Origin of the sequence: Allobosea sp. OK403 (genome assembly GCF_900113835.1) — a bacterium.
In the GTDB taxonomy this organism is placed as follows: domain Bacteria; phylum Pseudomonadota; class Alphaproteobacteria; order Rhizobiales; family Beijerinckiaceae; genus Allobosea.
Window position 1 is genome coordinate 102,099 of the sequence record NZ_FOQV01000003.1, and the last position, 25,207, is coordinate 127,305.

The 25,207-nt window shown below is 64.9% G+C and carries 21 protein-coding genes; 16 read left to right on the plus strand and 5 right to left on the minus strand.

Features of this window, described 5'->3' with window-relative positions; genetic code table 11:
* Window positions 1-141 precede the first annotated feature (141 nt).
* Both BMZ97_RS11825 and BMZ97_RS11830 read left to right on the plus strand, forming a co-directional pair.
* Window positions 142-438, plus strand: a complete 297-nt coding sequence (locus BMZ97_RS11825) for a hypothetical protein (protein ID WP_092169299.1) — start codon at window positions 142-144, stop codon at window positions 436-438.
* Window positions 439-682: 244 nt separating this feature from the next.
* Window positions 683-1,111, plus strand: coding sequence for a SufE family protein (locus tag BMZ97_RS11830; RefSeq protein WP_092169302.1), 429 nt, complete (start codon window positions 683-685; stop codon window positions 1,109-1,111).
* Between the two features lie 39 nt (window positions 1,112-1,150).
* On the opposite strand, the gene BMZ97_RS11835 is transcribed toward BMZ97_RS11830, so the two are convergent.
* Window positions 1,151-1,606, minus strand: coding sequence for an Lrp/AsnC family transcriptional regulator (locus tag BMZ97_RS11835; protein WP_069690243.1), 456 nt, complete (start codon window positions 1,604-1,606; stop codon window positions 1,151-1,153).
* 161 nt (window positions 1,607-1,767) lie between these two features.
* On the opposite strand from BMZ97_RS11835, the gene ald reads away from it, so the two are divergent.
* From ald to BMZ97_RS11885, 10 genes are all read left to right on the plus strand, one after another.
* The gene (gene ald, locus BMZ97_RS11840) at window positions 1,768-2,883 is read left to right on the plus strand and encodes an alanine dehydrogenase (RefSeq protein WP_092169305.1); all 1,116 of its coding nucleotides are present in this window, start codon (window positions 1,768-1,770) and stop codon (window positions 2,881-2,883) included.
* Between the two features lie 363 nt (window positions 2,884-3,246).
* Window positions 3,247-5,148 (plus strand): ABC transporter substrate-binding protein, encoded by a 1,902-nt coding sequence (locus BMZ97_RS11845; RefSeq protein WP_175525527.1) that lies wholly within the window; start codon window positions 3,247-3,249, stop codon window positions 5,146-5,148.
* 101 nt (window positions 5,149-5,249) lie between these two features.
* Complete coding sequence (locus BMZ97_RS11850) at window positions 5,250-6,254, plus strand: ABC transporter permease (protein ID WP_092169308.1); 1,005 nt, start codon at window positions 5,250-5,252, stop codon at window positions 6,252-6,254.
* Window positions 6,254-7,117 carry an ABC transporter permease gene (locus tag BMZ97_RS11855; protein ID WP_092169311.1) on the plus strand — a complete coding sequence of 288 codons (864 nt, stop codon included), beginning with the start codon at window positions 6,254-6,256 and terminating at the stop codon, window positions 7,115-7,117. The genes BMZ97_RS11850 and BMZ97_RS11855 overlap by 1 nt, the downstream gene beginning before the upstream one ends.
* On the plus strand, window positions 7,114-8,124 hold the full coding sequence (locus tag BMZ97_RS11860) for an ABC transporter ATP-binding protein (protein ID WP_092169314.1): 1,011 nt from the start codon (window positions 7,114-7,116) through the stop codon (window positions 8,122-8,124). Before BMZ97_RS11855 ends, BMZ97_RS11860 begins: the two co-directional genes overlap by 4 nt.
* Window positions 8,121-8,966 (plus strand): ABC transporter ATP-binding protein, encoded by an 846-nt coding sequence (locus BMZ97_RS11865; RefSeq protein WP_092169317.1) that lies wholly within the window; start codon window positions 8,121-8,123, stop codon window positions 8,964-8,966. Before BMZ97_RS11860 ends, BMZ97_RS11865 begins: the two co-directional genes overlap by 4 nt.
* Entirely contained in the window at window positions 8,963-10,498 is a 1,536-nt protein-coding gene (locus tag BMZ97_RS11870; protein WP_092169320.1) for an arabinosylfuranosidase ArfA, read from the plus strand. The genes BMZ97_RS11865 and BMZ97_RS11870 overlap by 4 nt, the downstream gene beginning before the upstream one ends.
* Before the next feature lie 19 nt (window positions 10,499-10,517).
* Window positions 10,518-11,549 carry an ArsR/SmtB family transcription factor gene (locus tag BMZ97_RS11875; RefSeq protein ID WP_092169323.1) on the plus strand — a complete coding sequence of 344 codons (1,032 nt, stop codon included), beginning with the start codon at window positions 10,518-10,520 and terminating at the stop codon, window positions 11,547-11,549.
* Window positions 11,550-11,935: 386 nt separating this feature from the next.
* Window positions 11,936-13,225 (plus strand): NAD(P)/FAD-dependent oxidoreductase, encoded by a 1,290-nt coding sequence (locus BMZ97_RS11880; RefSeq protein ID WP_092169326.1) that lies wholly within the window; start codon window positions 11,936-11,938, stop codon window positions 13,223-13,225.
* Window positions 13,226-13,344: 119 nt separating this feature from the next.
* Window positions 13,345-13,836: an SRPBCC family protein gene (locus tag BMZ97_RS11885; RefSeq protein WP_092169329.1), complete on the plus strand. Its 492-nt coding sequence runs from the start codon at window positions 13,345-13,347 to the stop codon at window positions 13,834-13,836.
* A 129-nt stretch (window positions 13,837-13,965) separates the two neighbouring features.
* On the opposite strand, the gene BMZ97_RS11890 is transcribed toward BMZ97_RS11885, so the two are convergent.
* Window positions 13,966-14,382 (minus strand): Ros/MucR family transcriptional regulator, encoded by a 417-nt coding sequence (locus tag BMZ97_RS11890; RefSeq protein WP_092169332.1) that lies wholly within the window; start codon window positions 14,380-14,382, stop codon window positions 13,966-13,968.
* A 405-nt stretch (window positions 14,383-14,787) separates the two neighbouring features.
* Here BMZ97_RS11890 and BMZ97_RS11895 point away from each other — a divergent pair, with 405 nt between their 5' ends.
* On the plus strand, window positions 14,788-16,899 hold the full coding sequence (locus tag BMZ97_RS11895) for a S9 family peptidase (RefSeq protein WP_092169335.1): 2,112 nt from the start codon (window positions 14,788-14,790) through the stop codon (window positions 16,897-16,899).
* On the opposite strand, the gene BMZ97_RS11900 is transcribed toward BMZ97_RS11895, so the two are convergent.
* Complete coding sequence (locus BMZ97_RS11900) at window positions 16,900-18,303, minus strand: hypothetical protein (RefSeq protein WP_092169338.1); 1,404 nt, start codon at window positions 18,301-18,303, stop codon at window positions 16,900-16,902.
* Window positions 18,304-18,611: 308 nt separating this feature from the next.
* Between BMZ97_RS11900 and BMZ97_RS11905 the strand changes: the two genes are divergently transcribed.
* A complete protein-coding gene (locus BMZ97_RS11905; protein ID WP_069690232.1) occupies window positions 18,612-19,211 on the plus strand; it encodes a superoxide dismutase in 600 nt (199 codons plus the stop codon).
* Window positions 19,212-19,512: 301 nt separating this feature from the next.
* Here the strand turns inward: BMZ97_RS11905 and BMZ97_RS11910 are convergent, their stop codons facing one another.
* Both BMZ97_RS11910 and BMZ97_RS11915 read right to left on the minus strand, forming a co-directional pair.
* Window positions 19,513-21,207, minus strand: coding sequence for a methyl-accepting chemotaxis protein (locus BMZ97_RS11910; protein WP_175525528.1), 1,695 nt, complete (start codon window positions 21,205-21,207; stop codon window positions 19,513-19,515).
* A gap of 147 nt (window positions 21,208-21,354) precedes the next feature.
* Complete coding sequence (locus BMZ97_RS11915) at window positions 21,355-22,230, minus strand: ChbG/HpnK family deacetylase (protein ID WP_244546367.1); 876 nt, start codon at window positions 22,228-22,230, stop codon at window positions 21,355-21,357.
* Window positions 22,231-22,455: 225 nt separating this feature from the next.
* Between BMZ97_RS11915 and BMZ97_RS11920 the strand changes: the two genes are divergently transcribed.
* Both BMZ97_RS11920 and murJ read left to right on the plus strand, forming a co-directional pair.
* Entirely contained in the window at window positions 22,456-23,490 is a 1,035-nt protein-coding gene (locus BMZ97_RS11920; RefSeq protein ID WP_244546368.1) for a glycosyltransferase family 2 protein, read from the plus strand.
* A 99-nt stretch (window positions 23,491-23,589) separates the two neighbouring features.
* The gene (gene murJ, locus BMZ97_RS11925; protein ID WP_092169344.1) at window positions 23,590-25,116 is read left to right on the plus strand and encodes a murein biosynthesis integral membrane protein MurJ; all 1,527 of its coding nucleotides are present in this window, start codon (window positions 23,590-23,592) and stop codon (window positions 25,114-25,116) included.
* The last annotated feature ends 91 nt before the right edge of the window (window positions 25,117-25,207 follow it).

Here is a 25,207-nt window from a genome sequence, read left to right on the forward strand (position 1 = left end):
TGTTGCTGGCAGGGTGAATGGAAACTGAAGATCGCATCACGCATTTGCTTCAAATGCGCGGCTTCGGGATGACGCGATCTTTCGGGTTCGCAGGCTATGATGCCAGCGGGTTCGGGAGAGATGCGGGAACGGGGACGCAGCATGGCCTATATTCTGCGCAGCCTGGCGGTGATCGGCGTGATTGCGCTGAACTCGCCGGTCCATGAGGGGAAGTCGATGGCGAGCAGCGCCGTCGATGCGGCGCGCGGCGTCGCGAAATCCGCGGCAGGGATCAACACCCACAGCGCTATGCAAAGCCTCACCGCCGCCCGCGAGGCCGCGCAGATCCTCGCCGGGCTCGATCCCGATACGCGCCAGCGCGTCTTGTCGCTCGCGCTGCCGGGAGCCACCGCCCGCCCTGGAGCCTCCGAGCAGGACAGCAAAGCCGGCTCGCGTTAGATCATGTCGCATTCGGACGGACCGTCCGAATGCGAAAAACATGATCGATTCCAAGAGTTGAGAGCATTGCGCGAAAAATCGGTGCCCGCTTTTTCGCGCAATGCTCTAGGATAGGCCGACACAGAGCGCCTGCGGCACGCCGACGCTTGACGACGCAGGGTGACGCGCCGAAGACGCTGTCTGCCATGTTCCCGGACGACATCTTGGACGACGGGAGCCGGCATCCTCATTGCGCAGCGTGGACATGAGCACCAACCTCGACGAGATCATCGCCAATTTCGAGCTGCTCGACGATTGGGACGACCGCTATCGCTATCTGATCGAACTCGGCAAAGGCCTGACGCCCTTGCCCGAGGCGGACCATAACGACGCCAACAAGGTCCGCGGCTGCGCCAGCCAGGTCTGGCTCGTGGCGCAGCGCGAGGGCCCGGCCGGCCCCGACAGCGTGCTGCATTTCAGCGGCGACAGCGACGCGCATATCGTGCGCGGGCTGGTGGCGCTGGCGCTCGCCATCCATTCCGGCCGGACCGCGAAGGAGATCCTCGCGACCGACGCTTTCGCCATCTACGAACGCCTGGGCCTTGCCGCCCATCTCACGCCGCAGCGCTCGAACGGCGTCCGTGCCATGATGGAGCGCATCAAGGCCGACGCGCGCGCCACCGCTCAGGGCTGAGCTGCAAGAGGCTGACCTTCAGAAGGCTAACCTGCAGCCTCACGGCAGAACGGGCCGGTCGATGATTTGCCGCAAGGCAAAGCTCGATTGAATTCGCGCAACATGCGGCAGTCGAGAAAGCTGGGATTTATGCACATTCTCGAAATCTTCGACATCGCTCGCAACGACTGTCAGCAGATAGTCGTCGGCACCGGACATTAGAAAACACCGGAGCACGGACGGGCAGCGTGCCACCGCCTTCTCGAAAGCGGCGAGCGCCTCTTCGCTTTGACTGTCCAAAGCGAGCCGAACGATGACCGTGACCCCGAGTCCGAGAGCCTTTTGACTGAGGCGGGCGTGATAGCCGACGATGACTCCCTCTTCTTCGAGCGTGCGCTGCCGGCGCGCAACGGCCGTCGCCGACAACCCGATTGTCTCAGCAAGTTTGACATGGCTCGTGCGACCATCTCGGACGAGCTCCTTCAGCAACGCGCGGGAGAGATGATCGAGGGGCATGAGATTCTGGACCTGAAGTGCAGCTCTGCGCAGGAAAGCAACAGCTTTCGCCCATGCTACGCCGTTATCACGCGCCGCCTACTGAAAAATCGACGCATAACGCAGGAAACGCCGTGACGAAGCGCGATATGCTGAACCCATAAACCAATGGGAGGGGTGCTATGCGTGTCGGCGTTCCGAAAGAAATCAAGGTTCACGAATACCGCGTCGGGCTGACGCCAGAAGCCGTGCGAGAATACAGATCCGCCGGCCACGCGGTGATCGTCGAGACGGGAGCGGGGGCCGGCATTTCGGCGTCAGACGCTGCCTACGAGGCCGCCGGCGCTCGCATCGTGGCGAGCGCGGCCGAGGTGTTTGCCGAGGCCGACATGATCGTGAAGGTCAAGGAGCCGCAACCGGGCGAATGGGCGCAGCTGCGAGAAGGCCAGATCCTGTTCACCTACCTGCATCTGGCTCCCGATCCAGCGCAGGCCGCCGGCCTGGTAGCATCCGGCGTTACAGCCATAGCCTATGAGACCGTCACGGACCGCTTCGGCGGCCTGCCTCTTCTTGCGCCGATGAGCGAAGTTGCCGGGCGGCTCGCGATCGAGGCTGCTGCGGTTTCTCTCAAGCGCCCTGCAGGAGGACGTGGCATGTTGATCGGCGGCGTGCCCGGAGTGCCCCCGGCGCGCATTGTCGTGATCGGAGGCGGCGTCGTGGGAACGCATGCTGCGCGTATGGCGGCAGGGCTGGGTGCGGATGTGGTGATCCTGGATCGGTCGCTTCCGCGCTTGCGGCAACTCGACGAATTGTTCGGCGGTCGGGTGCGCACGCGCTTCTCGACGCTCGACGCGATCGAGACGGAGATATTCGCCGCCGACGTCGTCATCGGGGCCGTGCTCATCCCGGGTGCCGCGGCGCCGAGGCTCGTGTCGCGAGCACAATTGTCGGGCATGAAGCGCGGCGCGGTGCTCGTCGACGTCGCGATCGACCAAGGCGGTTGCTTCGAGACCTCGCACGCGACCACCCATGCCGATCCGACCTATGAGGTCGATGGCGTGATCCACTATTGCGTCGCGAACATGCCGGGGGCCGTTCCGCTCACCTCGAGCTACGCCCTGAACAACGCCACTCTCCCATTCGGGCTCGCCCTGGCCTCGAACGGCCTCGATGCCATTCGCCGCGATCCTCACCTTGCGGCCGGCCTCAATGTCCATCGCGGGAACATCACGAATGCTCCGGTCGCGGCGAGCCTTCAGAAACCCTACAGGTCGGCAGAAGAGGTCTTGGCTGGGTAAAGGTTGGCTGGGTAGGAGCGAGCGAGATCGGCGTGCCCTTCCAGATGGGCGAGTTGGGCGTGAAGACGGTCTCGAAGCCGAAGAGGGAGGGGGTCGACAAGTTGGTCGACCCCGGCGTCGTCCTGGGCGCCAGGACACTATCGACAAGCCTGAAGCCAAGCTGTCCCGGCGGGGCGGACCCGTTCGATCGCGCTGATGCAGCTCGATCGAACGGATGTCCGAATTTTATGCGGAATCAATGCCTTGCCATATCAATATCCAACCTTCTGATATAAATCACATCTATCGTTGCTCCATTATTGGGCACCCCCTAAGCTCTCGGGCATGAAGGGCGATAAACGCCCCGTCTTCAGGGAGGTGACGATGACGCGCTTGGGCGCCTGGATGCTTGTCGCTTCGCTGGTGATTCCAACGCTGCCGCTATCCCCCTCTTCCGCGGCGGCGCAGGGCATTCCGCAGAACATTCCGCGCAAGGAACTCCTGATCCTCGAGAACCCGGAAGGGACGATCAAAAACGCGGGCTGGTTCAACATCTGGGCGATCAACGCCGGCAGCCAGTCGAACGGGCTACAACAGGCGGCGCTCGACACGCTCTGGTACATCGATCCCGAAAAGGGCCTGGACGGTGCCTGGGACAATTCCCTCGCCGCGGAGAAGCCGGTCTACAATGCCGAATTCACCGAGATGCGGGTCAAGCTGCGACGCGGCCTGTTCTGGAGCGACGGCGTCGAGTTCAGCTCGGCAGACGTCAAGGCGACGGTCGACATCCAGGTCAAGAATCCGAACATGCGCTTTTCGGCCGTGCTGGCCAATAATGTCGCCTCCGTCGAGGCGCCCGATGCGGAAACGGTGATCTTCAAGCTGAAGAAGCCGAACTCCCGCTTCCACACCAATTTTACGGTTCGTTGGGGCGCAATCTGGATCCTGCCCAAGCATGTCTTCGACAAGGTCGAGGACCCCGCGAAGTTCGACTTCAACAAGCCGGTCTCGCTCGGCGCCTATACGCTGCACTCCTTCGATCCCGACGGGAAATGGTACATCTGGCAGTTGCGCGACGACTGGCAGCGCAGCTCGCTCGGCCGCCACGGCAAGCCGGGACCGAAATATCTCGCCTATATCGACCCCGGCCCACCCGACAAGCGCGTCATCGCCCAGCTCAACCATGAGCTCGACGTCATCCACGACATCGCCCCCGAAGGGATGTTTGCACTGGCGAAGCAGAACAAGGGCACACGCGCCTGGTTCAAGGGCTTCCCCTACGGCCATCCGGACCCGACCCTGCCGGCGGTGATCTTCAACACCCAGAACGAGCACCTCAGGAACCGCGACGTGCGCTGGGCGCTGGCGCTGATGATCGACATCAAGGCGGTGACGATGGCAGCCTATCGCGGCGCCGCGACCATCTCGGCGATCGCCGTGCCGCCGACCGGCATTCATCCAGAGGCCTATCACAAGCCGATGGAGGCCTGGCTCAAGGATTTCGAGATCGATACCGGCAAGAGCAAGGTCAAGCCCTACGACCCGACGGTCGGCAAGCAGATCGCCGATATGCTGCGCCCCTCCATGGGCGACCAGATCCCCTCCGACCCGACGGTGATCGGCAATTCCTTCGGCCTCGGTTGGTGGAAGACCAATGTCGCCGCGGCGGGCGAACTGCTGACACGCGCCGGCTTCCACAAGCAGGGCAACCAATGGCTGACGCCCGACGGCAAGCCCTTTGTGGTCAGGCTCATGGTCGAGGGCGACCTTCGGCCGGTGATGACGCGGGCCGGCACGATGATCGTGCAGCAATGGAAGCAGGCCGGCATCGATGCGCGCATCGACGTTGCGCAGGGCACGCTGCTGACGCGGCGCGCGGCCGGCGATTTCGACGCCTTCATCGGCTGGAGTGTCGAGACCTGGGGCGGGCACCAGGACCTGTCCTATTTCATGGATAGCTGGCATTCCCAGTTCGTCGCCGAGCCCGGCAAGTCGCAACCGCTGCGCAACTGGCAGCGCTGGACTCATCCAGAACTCGACAAGATCATCGAGGACATTCGCAAGATCGACTTCGACGATCCCAAGGGCGTCGAGCTCGGCCGTGACTACGTCAAGCTGATGACGCGCGAAATGCCGATCATCCCGCTGATGGCCTACAACGTCTTCACCGCGATGGATCAGACCTACTGGAAGGGCTACCCGACCGCCGATGATCCTTACGCCAACCCGGTCACGAACTGGGGCAACTCGCGCTACATGTTCGTGCGCCTGAAGCCGGCCAACTAAGAAACCCGGGCCGCCTCGCCGGGTGGCCCGCCTTCTTCCCAAGACAATCGCCAGCCGGTGACGCCTTGCGTCGCACGGACCGGTGGAGCTTTCGGGATCGCATGAGCGCTTATTCCGCCTATTTCGCGAAACGGCTGGTCCAGTTCGTCGTGGTCGTCTTCATCGGCGTCAACCTCGCCTTCGTGATCACCCATGCCTCGCCGATCGATCCCGTGGAGCAATCGATCGCGGCGGTGACCTCCTTCGGCAGCACTGCGCCTGAGGCGATCGCGGCGATGCGCTCCTCGCTGCAAGAGCTCTACGGGCTCAAGGGGACGCTGGCCGAACAGTATGTCACCTTCTGGAGCCGGGTCCTGCGGGGCGATTTCGGCCCCTCCCTCTCCGCCTTCCCGACGCCGGTCTCGACCCTGATCGGCCGGGCGCTGCCCTGGACGGCGGGGCTGCTGATCGTCTCGACGCTGATCACCTGGGTGCTGGGCAATCTGCTCGGGGGGCTCGCCGGCTACTACCAGCGTAACCGCACGCTGAAGCTGATGGGCGTCGTCGCCATGGGCGTCCATCCGATCCCCTACTACATCGTTGCGCTGATGCTGCTCATCATCTTCGGCTTCCTCTGGCCGGTGCTGCCGATCACCGGCGGGTCGGCGATGAACCTGCAGCAGAGCTGGAACTGGCCCTTCGTCTCGAGCGTCGCCCGGCATTCGGTCCTGCCGGCGCTCTCGCTCATCCTGATCGGCCTCGGCAGCTGGTTCCTCGGCATGCGCTCGCTGGTGTCGAACATCGTGACCGAGGACTATGTCGTCTATGCCGAGACCGCGGGGCTCGACAGCCGCCGGGTGCTCGGCTCCTACGTCATGCGCAACGCGCTGGCGCCGCAGGTGACCGGCCTCGCCATGTCGCTCGGCGGCATCTTCAACGGCGCCGTGATCACCGAGAAGGTCTTTGGCTATCCCGGCGTCGGCACCCTCCTCGTCGACGCGGTCTATGCCGCCGACTACGGCCTCGTGCTCGGCGTCACCACCGTCTCGATTATCGCCGTCTCGGTCGGCGTCCTGGTCATCGACCTGCTCTACCCGCTGATCGACCCGCGCGTGGAGCTGCGCTGATGCTGGCCATCCTGCGCGATCTCATCCGCTACAATCTCGAATTCCGGATCGGGCTGGTGCTCGTCGGCATCGTGGTGGTGATGGCGGCGCTCTCCGTCGTCTTACCTTATCCGGCGGGCGACGTCTATGTCGTGCCGCCCGACCTGCCGCCGTCCACCGCCTATTGGCTCGGCACGACCTCGCGCGGGCAGGACGTGTTCTGGCAGCTCACGGCAGCGATCCGCAACACGCTCTTCTTCGGCATCATGGTCGCGGTGCTGTCACGGGTGATCGCGCTCGTCGTCGGGCTGCTCGCCGGCTACAGCGGCGGCTGGATCGACCGGGTGCTGATGTCGATCAACGACACCTTCATCATCATCCCGCTCTTCCCGATCCTGATCCTGTTCTACTTCGTGCTGCGCGATTCGATGTCGACGCCGCTGCTCGCCACCATCATGGCCTGCCTCGGCTGGGCCTATGACGCCCGCCTGATCCGCTCGGTCGCGCTCAGCCTCAAGACGCGCGAATTCACCCAGACAAGCATTTTCTCGGGGATGAAGACACACGAGGTCCTGGCGCGCGAGCATCTGCCTTACGTGTTGCCCATCGTGTTCTCGACCACGATGAACAACATGAACTGGTCGATCGGCATCGAGGTCACTCTTGCCGTGCTGGGCTTCACCGACATCAACACGCCGACCATTGGCGGGATGATCTACTGGGCCAACCAGCACACGGCGCTGGTCGCCGGCATCTGGTGGTGGATCGCCTTTCCCATCGCGCTCGTGGTGATGACCTTTGTCGGCCTATACCTGCTCGCCGTCTCGATGAACGAATACATCGACCCGCGCAGCCGCCTGGCCCGGATGGGAGGCAGCCGATGAGTGACGCGGCCGATCCGGTGCCGGTGCTGCAGGTCCGCGACCTGCAGGCGCATTTTCGCACCCATTATTTCGGCGTCAACCGCGAGGTCAGGGCGGTGGACGGCGTCACCTTCGATGTGAACCGCAACGAGATCTATGGCCTGGCGGGCGAGTCCAGCTCCGGCAAGACGACGCTGATCAAGACGATCGCCGGGCTGCTGAAGCCGCCGCTCGAAATGGTCGGTGGTTCCGCCCGCTTTTCCTTCCTGCCGGGCTGGGATGCGGTCGGCCGGGCGCCGCCGGAGGTGGTTCGCGCCATTCGCTGGCGGCACCTCTCCTACATCATGCAAGGCTCGATGAATGTGCTGAACCCGCTCAGGCGGATCAAATACAGCTTCCGCGATTTCGCCTGGCGCCATCTCGGCGGCAGCAGGGCCGAGTTCGACGCCAGGGCGGCAGCGCATCTCGAGCGCGTCAAGCTCGATCCTTCCGTGCTTGCCGCCTATCCGCACGAACTCTCCGGCGGCATGCGCCAGCGCGTTACCATCGCGCTCGCGACGATCTGCAAGCCGGATTTCATCATCGCCGACGAGCCGACGACGGCGCTCGACGTGGTCGTACAGAAGGACGTGCTGGGGATGATCCGCACGATCCAGCGCGAAATGGGCTCGAGCGTATTGTTCATCACGCACGACATGGGCGTGCATGCGGCGCTGACCGACCGTCTCGGCATCATGTATGCCGGGCGGCTGGTCGAGGATGGCGAGACGCCCGAGATCTTCGCGCGCCCGCTGCATCCCTATACGCGACACCTGATCGGCAGTCTGCCGCGTATCGGCGATACCGAGCAGCGCGAGGGTCTGGAAGGCACGCCGCCCAGCCTCGCTGCTCCGCCGCCAGGCTGCCGCTTCCATCCGCGCTGCCCGCTCGCCATGCCCGTCTGCACAGTAACCGTGCCGGCCATGGTCGAGACGCTGCCCGGCCATCGCGTCGCCTGTCACGTGGTCAATCCGGGGATGGCGGCATGAGCGCGCTCATCGAGATCGACCGGGTCAGCAAGAGCTTCTCGCGCGGCGGGCTGTTCTCGACGCGACGCGTCGAGGCGGTGAAGGAGGTGAGTTTCGCGCTCGAAACGAACAAGCCGGAGATCTTCACCGTGATCGGCGAGTCGGGCTCCGGCAAGTCGACCCTGGCACGGATGATCCTCGGCATCCACACGCCGAGCTCCGGCCAGGTCCGGCTCGGGGGGCGCGATGTCGAAACCTATGAGCGGCGCGCCTTCATGGCCGAGGTCCAGCCGATCTTCCAGAACCCGTTCGAGGCGTTCAATCCGCTGAAGCAGCTCGACCGCTATCTGTTCATGACCGCCGAACGTTTCGGCGGAGCCTCGGGCAAGAGCGCAGCCGAGGAGCAAGCCGACGGGGCGCTCAGGCAGGTCGGGCTGTCGCTGGCCGAAATCAGGGGGCGGTTTCCGCACGAGCTTTCCGGCGGCCAGCTCCAGCGCGTCGCCATCGCCCGTGCGCTCGTCGCCAAGCCGCGCCTGATCGTTGCCGACGAGCCGGTCTCGATGGTCGATGCCTCGCTGCGCATGTCGATCGTCAACCTGTTCGGCCGGCTGCGCGACGAGCTTGGCCTGTCGATCGTCTACATCACCCACGACCTCGCCACCGCCTACTACATCAGCGACCGGCTGATCATCATGCAGAAGGGCGTGGTGGTCGAGCAGGGGCCAGCGCGCGCCGTGCTCTCGGCCCCGACGCATCCCTATTCCCGCCAACTCCGCGACGCCGTGCTCACGCCCGACAGCGCCGGGGCCTTCCGTGCCGATCATCCTCGCAAAGCCGTTGCTACACCTGGAGCCACGTCATGAGAAAAGCCAGCATCACCTTCGACCGCGCCTTCGCCATCGGCGACACCGATCCGCGGCTCTTCGGCGCCTTCGTCGAGCATCTGGGCCGCTGCGTCTATGGCGGCATCTACGAGCCCGGCCATCCCAGCGCCGACAAGCGCGGCTTCCGCAAGGACGTGCTCGATCTCGTCAAGGAGCTCGGCCCGACGATCATGCGCTATCCGGGCGGCAATTTCGTCTCCGGCTACAATTGGGAGGACGGGGTCGGCCCGGTCAAAGACCGCCCCGCCAGGCTCGACCTCGCCTGGTTCACCACTGAGCCGAACAGCTTCGGCACCAACGAGTTCGTGGACTGGTGCCGGGCGGCGAAGATCGAGCCCATGCTCGCCGTCAATCTCGGCACGCGCGACGGCGACGCGGCGCGCAACCTCGTCGAATACTGCAACCATCCCGGCGGGAGCGCCTGGTCGGATCTGCGCATCAGACATGGTTGGAAGAAGCCGCACGACATCAAGTTTTGGTGCCTCGGCAACGAGGTCGATGGCCCCTGGCAGATGGAGCACAAGACGGCGACGGAATACGGGCGCGTCGCGTATGAGGCGGCGAAGATGATGCGCTGGATCGACCCGTCGGTCGAGCTCGCTGCCTGCGGCTCCTCTGGCCGCAACATGCCGACCTATGGCCGCTGGGAAGACGAGGTGCTGGAGCACACTTTCGATCAGGTCGAGTTCATCTCGCTGCACACCTATTTCAACAACTATGCCGGCGATACCAAGGCCTTCCTCGCCAGCCCCGACCTGATGGATCAGTTCATCGAGGAGGTCGTCGCAATCTCGGACGCCGTTGCTGCGCGGCGCCGCTCCGACAAGCGCATCATGCTGAGCTTCGACGAATGGAATGTGTGGTATCGGACGCGGCGCGTGCGGGCCGACCGCGTCAAGGAAGGGTGGCCGGTGGCGCCGCCGATCCTCGAGGAGATCTACTCCATGGAGGACGCGCTGGTCTTCGGCGGCGCCTGCATCTCGCTTCTCAATCATGCCGACCGCGTGAAGACCGCCTGCCTCGCACAACTCGTCAACGTCATCGCGCCGATCATGACCGAAACCGGTGGCCCGGCCTGGCGCCAGACCATCTTCTGGCCCTTCGCGCAGATGAGCCGGCTTGGGCGCGGGACCGTGCTCAAGGCGATCGTCAAATCCGAAAGCTACCAGGCCTCCTATTTCGATCCGCGCGGCAAGCAGGACCTCTACTATCCGATTGAAGCGCCCTATCTGAAGGCGTCGGTGGTCAGCGACGACAAGGGCGTCTCGCTCTTCCTGCTCAACCGCGACCTGGAAGGCGGTCTCGACGTCACGGTCAATGCGCGCGGCTTCGGCAAGCTCAAGGTCGCCGAGGCAACAGAGCTGCGCCACAGCGATCTGAAGGCGGTCAACAGCAAGAAGGAGCCGCTTAAGGTCAAACCGGCGACATTGAAGGGCGTCTCGACCAAATCGGATGAGATCACCTTGGAATTGCAACCGGCCTCGTGGAATGTGATCAGGCTCGAAAGCTGACGGAACGGCGCTCGCAAGGATGAACGAGAACCCGCCATCACTGCATCGCGGACGCCGCAGCAATGGCAGCAGGGCGCCGCGCGCCGAGGGCCGGCAGGACCTTGGCTTCCTCGTCGTCAACGCGGACCGCCAATATCAGGTGCTGCGCGGCTTAGCCTCCCCGGTCAGGCTGCGCATCCTGAGACTGCTCAACCGGCAGGGACCGAAGAACATCAACCAGATCGCCGAGGCGCTAGGCCTGCCGCAATCCACGATTGCGACCAATGTCCAGGTGCTCGAAGAGGCTGAGCTGATCTCGACCTCGCTCGGCAAGGCAGCAAAAGGGCAGCAAAAGATTTGCGCCGCGCGCTATTCCGAGATCGTCGTCAATCTTGATCCCGACGACCCTAGCCGCGACCACAACATCGTCGAGGTCGAAATGCCGCTCGGGCTCTATACGAGTTCCAACGTGTCGGCGCCTTGCGGGCTCTGCTCGACCGAGCGCATTCTCGGCGTGCTCGACGTGCCGGAGCTGTTCCTCGATCCGCGCCGGGTGCAGGCCGCACTGATCTGGTTCGGCCGGGGCTATGTCGAATACAAATTCCCGAACAACGCCAAAGTGCTGAATCGGGCGATCGCGGCACTCGAATTCGAGATGGAGATGTCGTCGGAGGTGCCCGGCACCAATGCCGATTGGCCGTCCGACATCAGCCTCTGGATCAACGAGCGCAAGGTCGGCACCTGGACATGTCCCGGGGACTATGGCGATCGCCGCGGAACCTATACGCCGCCCTGGTGGAAGCTGGAAGGTTCCCAATACGGCATCCTGACGACCTGGCGTATCACCGCAGAAGGCACCTTCCTCGGCGAGCGCAAGCTCAGCGATATCGCGACGACCGATCTCGACCTTGATCGCCACCATTCAATCCGGCTGCGCATCGGCATCGACGATAAGGAGGGTCGGCCGGGAGGGGTCAACATTTTCGGCCGCGGCTTCGGCAACCACAACCAGGACATCAAAATGCGGCTCTATCTGCACGGTACGAACGCCCTGCCTCACATCGCGACCTGAGGCCCGATTGCCGGCACAAACGAAGAATTCGCTTTGCGCCGATTATGCAGCGGCCGTTGCCCGACGCTTTTGGGGGCGTGTTTGAGGATCGAATTTCACAAACCGCCATTCAATCAGTTTATCCGCGTGATCGTCAGCCGGGAATCGGTCACTAGAGCCGGATCAATACGAAAAACCGGTTCCCACTTTTTCGCATCCTGCTCTAGCGTTTCGTCGATATGAGCGTCCGATGGAATGCTATGCCTGCGCGGCGGTGGTCCATGCCGTGTTCAGTCATGACATGGGCTCCTACAGCCGCTTCCTTGAGTGCCGCCTCAAAACCGACAACGACCGCAGCCCGGCCGCCTGAGCGGCCCCCCTCCCGCGACAGGAGCACCGGCACCCTCATGCCGAGCTATCCCGACACCTTCTATGCTCGCACCATTGCGACGAGGCACGGCCGGCCTCCCCTGCGCGGACCTGTCGAGGTCGAGACCTGCATCGTCGGCGGCGGGCTGGCCGGGCTGACCTGCGCATACGAACTTGCCCGCGCCGGACGTTCGGTCGCGGTACTGGAGGCGCAAGCCGTCGGCTGGGGCGCGTCGGGGCGCAATGGCGGCTTCGTCGGCACGGGCTATTCGCGCGGCTACGCCTCGATCGCCGGCGCGATCGGCGAAGACAAGGCCCGCGCTCTGCACAGGCTTTCGATCGAGGGCCTGCGCATCGTCGCCGACACGATCCGTGACCTCGGCGTGACGGACAGCGTCGCCCCCCTTCCGGGCAAGGTCGCCGCCGTACGTTACGACGCCGGCGACAGGCTGCAGCGGACGGCAGAGCGGCTGGCGCGCGACTTCGGCTACGACGTGGAATTCTGGCCCCGGGACCAGGTTCGCGAGGTGCTGCGCTCGCCGAGCTATCATCAGGCCCTGTTCGATCCCAATTCCTTTCACATCCATCCGCTGAACTATGCCCGCGCGCTCGCCGACGCGATCGAGGCGCTGGGCGGGCTGGTCATCGAGGATGCCCGCGTCGTCTCGGCCGATCTGTCGGGTGCGCAGAAGCGTGTCGCCACGGAGGGCGGATCGGTCACGGCCAAGAATGTCGTGATTGCCTGCGGCGGCTACACCGACGGGCTGGTGCCGAAGCTGCGCGCCAGCCATTTGCCGATCGCAACCTATGTGCTGACGACCGAAGCCGCGCCCGATGCGCTGGCGCAGGTCATCGGCACGCGCGCCGCCGTCAGCGACGACCGCCGTGCCGGGGATTACTACCGCTTGGTCGAGGACGGACAGCGCCTGCTCTGGGGCGGGCGCATCACCACCCGGACCAGCGAGCCGCGCGATCTCGCAGCGCTGCTACGCCGGACGATGATCGCGACTTATCCGCAGCTTGCGGAGCTGAAGATCGAGATGGCTTGGTCGGGCCTGATGTCCTATGCGCGGCATCTGATGCCGCAGATCGGCCGGCTCGGGCCCGGTGTCTGGCATTGCATGGGCTTCGGTGGGCACGGCCTCAATACGACGGCAATCGGCGGGCGCGTCGTCGCAGAGGGCATTCTGGGCACAAGCGACCGCCACACCCTGTTCGAGCCCTTCGGCCTCGTCTGGAACGGCGGCCCTTTCGGTACGGCCGCCGTACAGGCAACCTATTGGAGCTATCAGTTCGCCGACTGGTGGCGCGAGCGACGGACACCCTGAATCGATCCGTTCGAGCCGAGCGCCGATGAGGCCGTGTATCGATCGCCAGGGTCGATCCGGCCATTCTCTCGACATATGCCGACCTCTATGAGCTCACGCCTACGAAGCATCCCCAAGCCATGGCCGAAGACGCCCCCCAAAGAAATCGTCACACGGTTCATCAATCGATCCGCATCACCGCGGCCCCTCGGAAGGTCTGGGCTGCCCTGGTTGCTTCCTGGGCCGGGGAGACATGGCGCAACGCCGACTTCGAGACCGACTGGCAAATCGGCAGCCCGATCGCGATAACGGCGAGGATCGGGGAAAAGCGCTATAGGGACAAAGGGCGCGTCATCCGCGCCGAGCCATACGACCTGCTGCAATACGCCTATTGGTCACGCATCTCCGGCCTTCCGGATGTTCCGTCATCCTACTCCACGGTCACGTTCAAGATCATACCGGAAGGCGACCAGGTTCTGCTGGAGGTCGAGCAGGACGTACCGCCGTCGCCGCTTCGTCAGGGCAAGGACTGGTCCATCGGGCCTGAAACGGGTTTCAGGCATGTCGAGTTCTATTGGCGCTCGACATTGCCGATCTTGAAACGCGTCGTGGAACAAGACGCTGCACTATAACTCTCATCTTCACCGTGCTCGCCTCGCCAATGCCGGCATGCAGAAGGCCGCCGGCAAGCCGGCGGCCTTCTGAACTCCAGGACGAGCGCGCTGCACCCGGGCGCAGCCGGCCGCCGAGGCGCCGTCGTCTCAGCGGCGCTTGCGGCGCTGCTGGCCGAGGCCCATCTTCTTGGCGAGCTGCGAGCGCGCTTCAGCGTAGTTGGGGGCGACCATCGGATAATCGGGCGGCAGGCCCCACTTCTCGCGGTACTGCTCCGGAGACATGTTGTATTGCGTCCGCAGATGGCGCTTCAGCGACTTGAACTTCTTTCCGTCCTCAAGGCAGATCAGGTAATCGGCCGTGATCGACTTCTTGACCGGAATCGCGGGCTTGGGCGCCTCCGCCGGCAGGATCGGAGCGGCTCCCCCGACAACGCGGCTCAGCGCAGCATGCACATCACTGATCAGAGCAGGCAATTCGGACACAGGAACAGAATTGTTCGAGACATAGGCCGACACGATGTCAGCCGTCAGCTCGATGAAATCCGAACCGTCATTATCAGTCATAATAGCATCACTCCTTTTGTGTTCTTGGACCAAGGCCTTGCCTGATCGCCCACGCCGGTCAAGGCGCTGATGCCTACGCTGATAACGGCCTGCGGTTGGTCAAGAACCTGCAGCCATAGAATCATCCCAAGCGGATCGACCAGATAGTCATGTAGTCGATACTCAACGACACCGCAAGTGAATGAAGCGGCACGAATACGATCGCGGGCAAGCAATATCGCAGCGGGCCTAAATGCAGTGGCGCTCGGCACTATGCAGGTACGTGCATTAGCGCTCGCCATGGTTGTCTTGTCAGATATGACAACCATCTCTACCAGTCATCGGCGACAGAGGATCATGGTGCCTTCAATGAGCGCAGCGAAATATTCAGAAAACATTTTAACGTCTTCATCGCGCCGGAGAATCATGCCTCCGCGGGCCGAGATCCGCACGCAGACGAAGACCGTCCATGGCGTGGAACTTCGCGACGACTATGGCTGGCTGCGCGCCTCCAACTGGAAAGATGTGCTGCGTGACCCGGACGCGCTGCCGAAGGACATTCGAGACTATCTCGAAGCCGAAAACAGCTATTGCAAGACGCTGATGGCCCCGACGCGCCCGCTGCAGCGCGCGCTCGTCAAGGAAATGCGCGGGCGTATCAAGGAAGACGACGCCAGCGTGCCGCAGCCCGACGGTCCGTTTCTGTATTATTCGCGCTACCGCAAGGGCGGCGAACATCCCCTGATCTGCCGCAAGCCGCGCAACGCCAAAGCCGGGAGCAAGCCGCGCGAGCAGATCATGCTCGACGCCGACGCCCTCTCCGAAGGCAAGGATTTCTTCGACCTCGGCGACGCCAGCCACAGCCCCGACCACAGCCTGCTCGCCTGGAGCGCCGACGAGGCCGGCTCGGAATTGCACAGCATCCGGATCCGCGATCTCGCCACCGGCCAGGATCTGGAAGACCGTATCGACGATACAACCGGAGAGATGGTCTGGGCGCGCGATTCACGCTCCTTCGCCTATGTCCGGCTCGATGCCGACCACAGGCCGTCCAAGGTCTTCCGGCACCGTCTCGGAACTGATGCTGCGAGCGATGAATTGCTGCATGACGAAAGCGATGCCGGCATGTTCGTCGACATCGACGAAACCCAGTCGGGCCGCTTCCTGCTGATCTCGATCGGCGATCACGAGACCTCGGAGATCCGGGTCGTCGATCTCGCTTTGCCCGATTCGCGGCCGGTGACGATCGCCCCGCGCCTGCTGGGCCGCCAATACAGTGTCGAGCATCACGGCGATGCGTTCCTGATCCTGACCAATACTGACGGCGCCGAGGACTTCAAGATCGTCACCGTCCCCCTCGCCTCGCCCGGGCCCGAGCAATGGCGCGATCTCGTGCCGCATCGGCAGGGAACGCTGATCCTCAGCCATCTCTGTCTCGCGGGCCGATTGATCCGGCTTGAGCGCGAGGACGGCCTGCCGCGCATCGTGATCCGCGACCTTGCCTGCGGCAGCGAGAGCCAGATCGCCTTCGATGAGGAGGCCTATGGCCTGGGCCTCGACGCCGGCTATGAATTCCAGACCGACAGCCTGCGCTTCATCTACGCCTCGATGGCGCGGCCGGCCGAGACCTATGATTACGACATGGCGACCGCAGAGCGCACCCTGCTGAAACGGCAGGAGGTGCCGTCCGGCCATGACCCGGCGGCCTATCGCGTGCGCCGCATCTTCGCGACAGCCAAGGACGGCGCCAAGGTGCCGATCTCCCTGCTGCACCGGGCGGATACGAAGCTCGACGGCTCGGCGCCCTGCCTGCTCTACGGCTATGGCTCCTATGGCTCGGCGATGTCGGCCTCGTTCCGGACACGGCCCCTGAGCCTGGTCGATCGCGGCTTCGTCTACGCCATCGCCCATGTGCGCGGCGGCACCGACAAGGGCTGGCGCTGGTATCTCGACGGCAAGCGCGACAAGAAGACCAACACCTTCACCGATTTCATCGCCGCCGCCGAGGCGCTCACCGAGGCGGGCTTCACGGCGCGCGGGCGCATCGTGGCGCAGGGCGGCAGCGCCGGCGGGATGCTGATGGGCGCCGTCGCCAACATGGCCCCGAGCCTCTTCGCCGGCATCCTCGCCGAGGTGCCCTTCGTCGACGTGCTCAACACGATCCTCGACGACACCTTGCCTCTGACCCCGCCGGAATGGCCGGAATGGGGCGATCCGATCCGCGATGTCGCAGCCTTCGAGACGATCCGCAGCTATTCGCCCTATGACAACGTCAAGGCCCAGGCCTATCCGCCTATCCTGGCGATGGGCGGCCTCACCGATCCGCGCGTGACCTATTGGGAGCCGGCGAAATGGGTGGCGCGGCTGCGCGCGACCATGACCGGGGGCGGCCCGGTCATGCTCCACACCAATATGGAGGCCGGCCATGGCGGTTCGGCCGGGCGCTTCGATTCGCTGAAGGAAACCGCCCTCTCCTATGCTTTCGCGATCCAGGCCGTCGGAGAAGGCTGGCCCAAATCGGGTGGGCCGGAAGCCTGATCAGACGCCGAGGCGGCTCTTCTCGCTGGCGAGATAGATCTTCAGCTCGTCCATCGAGGCGAATTTGTAGTCGCCATCGGGCGTGCGCGCCTTGATCGAGCCATCGGCGAAGATGGTGAAATGCGCGTCGCCGACCTGATAGGCGCCGACGATGCCCTCATCCGAGGCCGCCGGTGGCGCGGCAGCGGAAGCTTCCGCGTCAGGAACTTCCTCGCCGGGAGCTTCCTCGCCGGGTTTGGCCGACGCGGCATCATCTTCGCCCGCCTCGTCTTCGAGCTGCTCGCTCGCCGCAGCCGGCTCGGCCTCGTGCTCATGCCCGTGCTCTTGCGCCGGCACGTCGACACCATGCGTCACAGGCGGCCATGGCGGCAGCTCGGCCTCGCTCTGCGGAGCCTCGGCGGGAGCGGGGGCTGAACCCTGCGCATGATCATGGGCATCGCCATCATCGGGGAACCAGGAATCGTGCTTTCGCGAGGGCGGCGCCATCCAGGCGGCAGCGGATTCGATCGCCTCTGGATCGCGAACTGCCGATAGCGGGGTCTCCGTCTCGGCCGATGCGGAGGCCGCGCCTGGCTCGCCGAACTGCAAGCGCTTGGACAGGCTGTCACGCAAGGCGCCGAACTCGTCATCGAGCCCCGTCATGCTCGAAGCGGCAGATTCGCGGGATCGCGGCTCGGGCTCCGGCTCCGGCCAGCGCAACAACTCCTCGAAAGAGCCTTCGAGATCGCTCTGCGCGGAACCGTGCGGTTCGGCCTCGGTCGAAGCCTTGGCCTGCAACGGCTCAGCTTCAGCGATCGACACGGCCTTGTCCCCATCCGCCGCCTCGGGAGTGAACTCCTTCGCTTGCTCCTCAGCCGCAGCGGGCTCCGCTTCCGACGGCTCGGCCGCTTTCGGTGCGTCAAATGGAGCCGAGCTTGCAGCCGCTGCCGCCGCCGTCGACGATGCTTCCTCATGCGCGAGCAGCTCGCCGAAGAAATCAGGCTCATGCTCGGCAGCCGGCTCCGCCTCAGGCGAGACGCCCGACTGCGCCGCATGCGCCGCGCTGCCGGCAATCACGGCTGCGCCGGCTCCTGCCGCCAGGCCAAGCCCCGCAACCGCCCCCGCAGTCATCCCCGCAGTCCCTTGGCCCCGATGGGCAGCGCCTTCAGCGGGAACCGGCTCGCCGCCGGCCATCGAAGCGAGCGATGCTGCCAGCACGGCGTTGGAAAGGTTCGTCCTGACGCGGCGGATCTCGACCAATACATAAGACAGCATCAGCATGAGCAGGCCGGCCGTCGCGGCGATCGCACCGATGATCACTTCGGTGAAACCGCGCTCGAGCACCAGATAGGGCCAGCCATCGACGATGGCCGCAGCGCCGCCACCGAGGAAAGCAAGGCCCAGCAAGATGAAGATCGTGATCAATGCAGCGTTCCTGACAAGACGGCCGAAATGGCCGACGATGGCACAGGCATTCCAGCCATCTTCTAACACATTGAATAAGAGAGCGTTTCGATAACGCGCCCGGATAGGACGATGAATCGGGCGTCAATGAGGCGCGCCCGTTCTCAAGACATGGCCCAGCCCCCCGCTGAAGCGGTTGCCCATGGCGAGGTGGAGGCTTAACTAGCGTATGGAGTGGCGGGCCGCTCCCCCAAGGCGACCCGGCTCGAACCGTTCACCGGAAAGCCATTCTCAGTTCAAGCGATTTGACAGCCCAAGGAGAGGCAACAATGTCCTTTACCCTTCCCGATCTGCCCTACGCCCATGACGCGCTTCAGCCCTTCATGTCGAAGGAAACGCTGGAATTCCACCACGACAAGCATCATCTCGCCTATGTCACCAACGGCAACAACGCGATCAAGGGCACCGAATTCGAGGGCAAGTCGCTCGAGGAGATCGTCAAGGCCTCGTTTGGCAAGAACCCGGCCGTGTTCAACAATGCCGGCCAGCACTACAACCATCTGCACTTCTGGAAGTGGATGAAGCCCAATGGCGGCGGCAAGCTGCCGGGCGCGCTGGAGAAGGCGATCGTCGACTCCTTCGGCTCGGTCGAGAAGTTCAAGGAAGACTTCGTCGCCGCCGGCGTCGGCCAGTTCGGCTCGGGCTGGGCCTGGCTGGAAGTGAAGGGCGGCAAGCTCGCCATCTCCAAGACCCCGAATGGCGAGAGCCCGCTGGTCCATGGCGCGACCCCGATCCTGGGCGTCGACGTCTGGGAGCACTCCTACTACATCGATTACCGCAACCGCCGTCCCGACTATCTCAAGGCTTTCCTCGAGAGCCTGGTGAACTGGGACTACGTCGCCGAGCTCTATGACGGCGCCAAGGCCTGAAGCCTTCGAAGCCTGAGACAGATATGCAAACGGGGCCCTCGCGGGCCCCGTTTCGCGTTGGCGCGAGCGATCTGCCAGAACAGGATGCGAAAAAGTGGGAGCCGGTTTTTCGCTTCGATCCTGCTCTCACTTTTAGATGAGAGACGGATTCAGATGTCAGATGGGATCACTTGATGATCCCGCCTGAAATCATCCGGCTCTAGAGCATTTTCGAGCGAAATGGACACCGGTTCGCGTGAAGAAAATGCGATAAAACAAGGAGATAGAGGATTTTCGCGTTTCGGAGAAACGCGGAAATGCTCTAGGCGGCGACGCTGTGCAGGAACTGGTCGACCGTGGCGCGCAGGCGCAGAGCCTGGGCCGCGACCTCTCCTGCCGCGCCCCTGACCTGCTCCGCCGACTGCCCGGTTTCCTCGACGCTGTCGGCAAGCACGCTCAGATCGCTCGACACCGACAGGGCCGAGGAGCTCGCCATGGCGACGCCGCTGGCGATCTCGCCCGTCGCGATAGCCTGCTGCTCGATCGAGGCCGCGACCGAATTGGCGAAGCTCTCGATCGCGCCCATGCGTTCGGCGATGTTCTGGATCGCACCGACGACCTCGCCGGTCGCGCCCTGGATGGCACCGACCTGGGCGACGATGCGGTCGGTCGCATCAGCCGTCTGCGAAGCCAGGCTCTTGACCTCGGCGGCGACGACCGCAAAGCCGCGCCCGGCCTCGCCGGCGCGGGCCGCTTCGATGGTCGCGTTCAGCGCCAGGAGATTGGTCTGGGCCGCAATGTCACGGATCAGGTTCACCACCTCGCCGATGGCGCGCGCCGTCTCGTCGAGCGCACGCACCGAGCTTGCCGTATCGCGCGAGACGGAGGCCGCCTCGACAATCTCGGCGCGGACGCGCCGGACCTGGAACTCGACCTCGCGAATGGCCGCACCCATCTCCTCTGCCGCCTGGGCGGCGTTCTCCACATTGACGGACGCCCCTTGCGAGTTCTTCGCCGCACGCGCCGCACGGCCCGAGGATTCCGCCGCCACGCGGGCAAGGCCGTCAGAGGCCTCGCTCATCCGGTCGGCATTGCTCTTGAAGGCTTCCAGCGCGACGCCGACCTCGGCGCGGAACAGCGCGATCGCCTCATCGACCCGCTGCTGGTGCTGGCGTCGCTCCGTTTCCGAAACATGCTGCTTCTCCTGCAGGACCGCGCGCTCGCCGAGCCGGACCTTGAGGATGCCGAGCGCATGGGCGATGGCGCCGATCTCGTCACGCCGGCCGAGTGCGTCGATGGGCGTGTCGAGCTTGCCGTCGGAGATGCTGACGATCGCCTGCGTCATGCTTTTCAGCGGCTTCATGGTGCGCGAGAGCGAGATCCAGAGCAGAGGCCCCAGGACCAGCAGGATGGCGATACCGAAGCCGATCGTCGCGACCTGTTCCCAGTTGGATCTCGCGACCAGACGCGTCTTGTCGAAGCGGATCGCGATATAGCCGATCTGCTTCTGGATTCCGCCGATCTTCACCACATGCAGCTTCGTGACATAGGTCTGATCCTCGATCTCGGTCGAGGTCACGCCCGCCATGACGTCCCAGGGCGCGCGGCCGAGCGCAGCCGTCAGCGCACGCGGTGTCAGGGAGAGGCGCGCCTCTTCGGTGCGGCCAGCGCCCGCCAGGATCGAAAGATCGTCGGCCACGATGCCGGAATCGAAATCGGGATCGCGCCGCAGGGATTCCAGGATGTAGCCCAGCGTGGTGGTATCGCGCGCCAGGATCAGTGCCGGCGAGGCGTTGACGACCATGGTGGTCAGCGCCGTCATCTTCTGTTCCAGGTCGCCGCGCGTCTTGGCGTCGTTATAGCGCGCGACGGCAACCACGACGAAAACAATGGCGATCGCGACGAGAGCCACCGCCGCGCCGGCGATCTGGCTGCCCAGCGACTGGGTGACGCCTTCCCTGGTCGCGAGCGCCTGGGCAGAGGTCGCTGCCTTGCCGGCCCGCCTGAACCACTTCATTGCGCAGATGTCTCCCCGCTGTCGCGTGCAGAATGCTAGGCGCGCAATCGACTGCGATCCCCGAACACGCAACATGAAGGAACGAGGTAAAGAATAGCTTGCGTGAAGCAGCGGTTTAACGCTGTTCGCTGGCCGAACCGGCTCTCGTCAAAGAGCGAGAGCAGGATGCGAGCGCGGCGCAAGGCCCAGTTCCGCGAAACGGACCATGGCCAGGCCCTGAGGCGGCACGAAGCTCATCAGCGCCGCATGCTCCAATGGCCGCGTCGCGACGACCGGGTCGAGCCCCATCAACTCCTCGTCGATGAAGCCCGGATGGCACATGACGAGATGAGCCGGCCCCGGCGCGACCAGGAAGCGCGCGAGATCGGCCCGGAAATCGCGAGCGGGATCGAAGGGCGAGACGCCGGAAAAGCCGCGATTGACCGGAATACCGCGCCTCAGGGCCGATCCGCGCAAGCCCCACGCCAGGCCGGCGATGACCAGCGCCTTGCCGATGGCGACGCCGCGCCGGCGGATCGCGGCGGTCGTGTCGGCGGGATCGCGCAGATAGACCGCGCCCTCCCGATAGCGCCCCTGCAGCGCCGCCAGCACCGCGCCGCGCACGCCGGGCAGGACATGGACATGCTGGTGTCCGTCGAGGAAATCCGGCGCACGCCCCATCGCATCCTCGAAGGCGTCAAGCTGGCGCGCGATCTCGGCGGCAATCTCCGCGCGCGCCGCGCCGGACAGGAGCGCGGCCCGCGCCAGGTCGCCCAGCTTCGGCAGGACGCCATTGGCGGCCAGGCGCTGCATCGCGCCGAGCGGAGCGGCACAGGTCAGGTTCAGATGCAGCCCGAGATCCGCCCTGCCCGCTTGCGCCGCAAAGGCGCCGGCGAAGGACTTCCAATGCGGGCGGTTGGTCATCGCGCCCGCCGCCGAGAGCTTGCCGGCTTCGAGCAAGGACAGGATCGAGCGGCTGACCCCCTCCGTCAGGGCGAAATCGTCGGCGCAGAGAATGAAGCCGGTCGTCATCTCGTCTGTCATCCCTGGTTCATCTGCGATCGGATAGTGGCCGCAGCGGCGAGCCGGCCCGGAATAATCGGGTCGCAGGCCGGCAGGCCTCGCTCTCACCGCCCTTGTGAGCGCGCCAGCTTTACGGTTCTGTGCGGAAAGCGTCATCCCTCGTCGCGCAGCGAGCCGCAAGGCCTCGTCGCGCAAGCCCTTGTCGAGCAAGCGCCTATCCAGATCTGCGCCTGAGAGGTTCTGTTCGTGTCCGAGACGTCGCCCATCCCTCCTTCGGAAACCCCGCGCGCCCGGGCCGGCCGGCCGGAATTGTCAATCGTCGTGCCCGTCCATGACGAGGCTGACAATCTGCCGATCCTGGTCGAACGGCTCAAGACGGTGCTGGCGGGCGCGGTCTCGTCCTGGGAGCTGGTCTGCGTCGATGACGGCAGCCGCGATGGCACGCTGTCCGTGCTGAAGCTGCTGAGTGCCAGCGATCCCCGGATCAGCGCCGTCTCGTTCAGCCGCAATTTCGGCAAGGAGATCGCCATCGCGGCCGGGCTCGACCATGCCTCGGGCGATGCGGTCGTGATCATGGATGCCGATCTGCAGCATCCGCCGGAGACGATCCTGGTCTTCCTGGAGAAATGGCGCGGCGGCTTCCTGAACATCTACGGCCAGCGCGCCAGCCGGGCCGGCGAGGGCGCCCTCAAGCGCAATCTCGCCAGGGCGTTCTACAAGCTGTTTGCGAGCTTCGGCGAAACCGAACTGCCTGAAGGCGCCGGCGATTTTCGCCTGCTCGACCGCAAGGTGGTCGACGCGCTGCGTGCCCTGCCGGAACGGGCGCGCTTCTCCAAGGGGCTCTATGCCTGGGTCGGCTTCCCCTCAACCGGCGTGACCTTCGAGGTCGCCGAGCGCCAGCATGGCGAGACCAAGTTCCGCTTCGGCAAGCTGTTCAGCTTCGCCTTCGACGGATTGTCGTCCTTCTCGACCGTGCCCTTGAAGATCGCGACCTGGGCCGGCGTCGTGATCGCCGTCATCTCGACGCTTTCGGCCGCCTTCTTCCTGCTGCGCACGGTCTTCTTCGGCACCGACCTGCCCGGCTTCCCCTCGCTGATCGTCTCGATCATGTTCTTTTCCGGCATCCAGCTGATCTCGCTGGGCATGATCGGCGAATATGTCGGGCGCATCTTCGCCGAGGTGAAGCGCCGGCCGCTTTATCTGATCGGCGAGCGCGTCGGTTTCGACGCCCGCACCGTCGACCATCCGCGCGGCGATGCCCTGCCGCCCTTGATCCGGTAGACGGCGAAGCTGCATGGCCGCACTGGACCATCCTTCGAGACGCCGCTATGCGGCTTCTCAGGATGAGGGCTGAGGTTCCAGGCCGCCCCAAGGCACGCAATGTTCAGAAAAATCCTCTCCGTCGGCGGCTTCACGCTGCTCTCGCGCCTCTCGGGCTTCGTGCGCGACATCGTGCTGGCGGCCGTGCTCGGCGCCGGCCCGCTGATGGATGCGTTTTCGGTCGCGCTGCGCCTGCCCAACCATTTCCGCGCGATCTTCGGCGAAGGCGCCTTCAACCAGGCCTATATCCCCGCCTATGCCCGGATCAGGCAGCAGGCCGGAGAGGCCGCCGCCACGCTCTTCGCCGACCGGGTCTTCACCCTGAACCTGATCGTCCAGATCGTCCTGCTCGGGCTCGCCCTGCCCTTCATGCCCGAGGTCGTGCGCCTGCTCGCGCCCGGCTTCGCGCATGATCCGCAGCGCTTCGAACTCGCGGTTGCGCTGACGCGGATCACCTTTCCCTACCTGCTCTTCATCACGCTGGTGACGCTGCTCTCGGCCAATCTCAACGCCGTCGACAAATTCGCGGCGGCGGCGGCGGCGCCGATCCTGCTCAATCTCTGCCTGATCGCGGCGCTCGCCGTTGCGTTCCTGTTCCCCAATGCGGCCTATGCCGCCGCCTGGGGCGTGGTGGTCTCCGGCTTCCTGCAATGGCTCGTGCTGGCGCTCGCGGCGCGCCGGGCGAATGTCGCGACGGCCGTGGTGCGGCCGCGCGTCGATCTCGACGTCAAGGCCTTCCTGAAGGCGTTCGGGCCGGCCGTCATCGGCTCGGCCGGTGTCCAGATCGCGCTTTTCGCCGACACGATCATCGCCTCGCTGCTGCCGGCCGGCGCCTATTCCGCGCTCTACTACGCAGGCGGGCTCTACCAATTGCCGATCGGGGTCATCGCCATCGGCGTCGGAACGGTCCTGTTGCCGACGATGAGCCGCCTGCTCGCGGCAGGCGACGTCGCCGGCTCCGATAAGGCGCAGAACCGGGCCGTCGCGCTGACGCTGATCGCGGCCGCCCCTTTCGCAGCCGCATTCCTTGCCGTTCCCGACCTGATCGTCTCAGCCCTGTTCGAGCGCGGGCGTTTCGACGCTGCCGCGAGCCAGGCGGCGGCGGCCGTACTCTTCGCCTACGCAATCGGGCTGCCGGCCATCGTGATGATCCGCACCCAGGTTTCGAGCTTCCAGGCGCGCGGCGACACGACGACGCCGATGCTGGTCTCGCTGGCGGCCATTGCCGCGAATGTCGCGCTGAAATTGCTGCTCTGGCGCGACTGGGGCGCGCCGGGCCTTGCGCTGGCGACCGCGGCGGGCGCCTGGATCAATGTCGGTGCGCTGTTCGTCCTGGGCGTGCAGCGTGGCTGGACACGGCCGGCGCGGGGGCTGTCGGGCTTTGCCGCCATCGTCGTGCTGGCGGCGGTTCTGGCTGGCCTGGCGGCGCGCTTTGCCGCCCCCTCCCTACTTGCTGCGACGGCGTGGTTTCCGCTGCAGCCCCGGCTCGCGGCGCTCGCCTGCGTCGGAGCCGTGGCCGCGGCGATCTATCTCGCGATCGCCGCGCTCGGGCTCAAGCTCAGCAGACTGGCGAGGCTACTGCGCTAGCTTTGCCGGTTTCGCCTGGAAAGACCACCGTCGCCCTGGGCGACCGGAGGTCGTCCCGGTATCCGAAGCGCGTCATGGTCGGGCTCGACCC